The sequence below is a fragment of the Blautia sp. AM47-4 genome (assembly GCF_003479865.1).
GTDB lineage: Bacteria > Bacillota > Clostridia > Lachnospirales > Lachnospiraceae > Fusicatenibacter > Fusicatenibacter saccharivorans.
Map to the genome: position 1 here is coordinate 1 of NZ_QUHY01000090.1, position 1,379 is coordinate 1,379.

The 1,379-nt window shown below is 51.5% G+C and carries 3 protein-coding genes; all 3 read left to right on the forward strand.

Features of this window, described 5'->3' with window-relative positions; all coding sequences use genetic code 11:
- The first annotated feature begins 375 nt into the window (after window positions 1–375).
- From DW965_RS18670 to DW965_RS18680, 3 genes are read left to right on the forward strand one after another with little or no spacing between them, the layout of a single operon-like run.
- Window positions 376–564 (forward strand): hypothetical protein, encoded by a 189-nt coding sequence (locus DW965_RS18670; protein WP_117762299.1) that lies wholly within the window; start codon window positions 376–378, stop codon window positions 562–564.
- Window positions 561–902, forward strand: a complete 342-nt coding sequence (locus DW965_RS18675) for a DeoR family transcriptional regulator (RefSeq protein ID WP_117762298.1) — start codon at window positions 561–563, stop codon at window positions 900–902. Before DW965_RS18670 ends, DW965_RS18675 begins: the two co-directional genes overlap by 4 nt.
- Window positions 895–1,191, forward strand: a complete 297-nt coding sequence (locus tag DW965_RS18680) for a DUF3847 domain-containing protein (RefSeq protein WP_117762297.1) — start codon at window positions 895–897, stop codon at window positions 1,189–1,191. Before DW965_RS18675 ends, DW965_RS18680 begins: the two co-directional genes overlap by 8 nt.
- Window positions 1,192–1,379: the final 188 nt, after the last annotated feature.

Below are 1,379 nucleotides of genomic sequence, written 5' to 3' on the forward strand. Positions count from 1 at the left end.
GGACATACGGCACAGGGCACAAAAATGTTCTATGATACAGGTAGTTCATCGATGGATTATTCCAATCGAATGACCAGCCTGTGTGGGATATGCTTCCCCGGCGATGTAGTGCCATGACTTTTGGCAGGGATATGGAGGAACCCTGACCGAAACGAGCATACCAAAGGGAGCGATACGCCGCTGTGAGATTCAGGGGAGGAACGACACCGGGGAGAACTGGCGAACTGACACCGAAATGATACCGAAACACGACAATCTGATAGGGGGACAGTCTACCCTATCGCTGATACTTCGGGAGATTTTAGGGGGCTCTATGGCTGTAATTTTGCCGAAAATCGCCCCGAAACCATACACTAAAACGGGAGGAAGCGCAATATGCCGAGAATGAGCAAAAAGAGGAAGCATGAGCTTTCTTTTTACCTCAATGACCGGGGGCGTGTCACTTACAACGAATTATGCCGGAGATGCCAGCATGGGTGCAAGCAGAGCTTCCGGGCGGTTGTGATTGACTGCCCCCGTTATTTATCCAAACGAGCCAAGAAAAAGGAGGAACACACCGAATGAATTTTGAATTTATGACGATAGACACACCATTGCCGCCATGTATGCCATTTCCCATAGCGTTGACAGGATTTCCAGTCAGCAGCACCGCAAAGGTCATGTACTGCCGGATGCTGGACGCTATGCTATCCAAAGGGCAGGAGGACGAGAACGGAATCCTGTTTGTCTGCTTCCCTGTCACAGCCATTGCAGCAGTCCTGTCCCGCAGTCCCATGACGGTCAAACGTTCATTGAATGAACTGGAAACCGCCGGACTTATCATGCGGGTGCGTCAGGGCGTTGGAGAACCAAACCGGATTTATGTACTGATACCGGGAAAGGGGGACGCTGCCCTTGCCTGATACCTCAAAGCTGGAAAAGCTAAACCGGGAGCTGGAGAATAGCGAAAAGAAACTGCGGAAAGCAATCAATGATGAAAAGGCATTGCAGCACCAGTTAAAGCAGCTTACCCGAAAGGAACGGACGCACCGGCTCTGTACTCGTGGCGGTATGCTGGAAAGTTTTCTGCAAGAGCCGGAACGCCTGACAGATGATGATGTCATGCTGTTGTTGAAACTCATTTTTCACAGACAGGACACGCAGGAACTATTGAAAAAACTGCTGGAACGGGAGAAGCCGGAAACCCCTTAGTTTACTAAGGGCGCAATTATACACCACCCAGAGGTTGGTGCATTGCGTTCTCCGAAGGCTCCTCGCCGGAGGGCTGTGATTTTCCGCAGTCATGGTCTGCTCCAAATCAAACAGGGGACGCTACGCTTCCCCTGCGCTGGCTGCCGCCAGCTACCCTTTTGTGGACTTGCCATCTGGGGACACCTTGC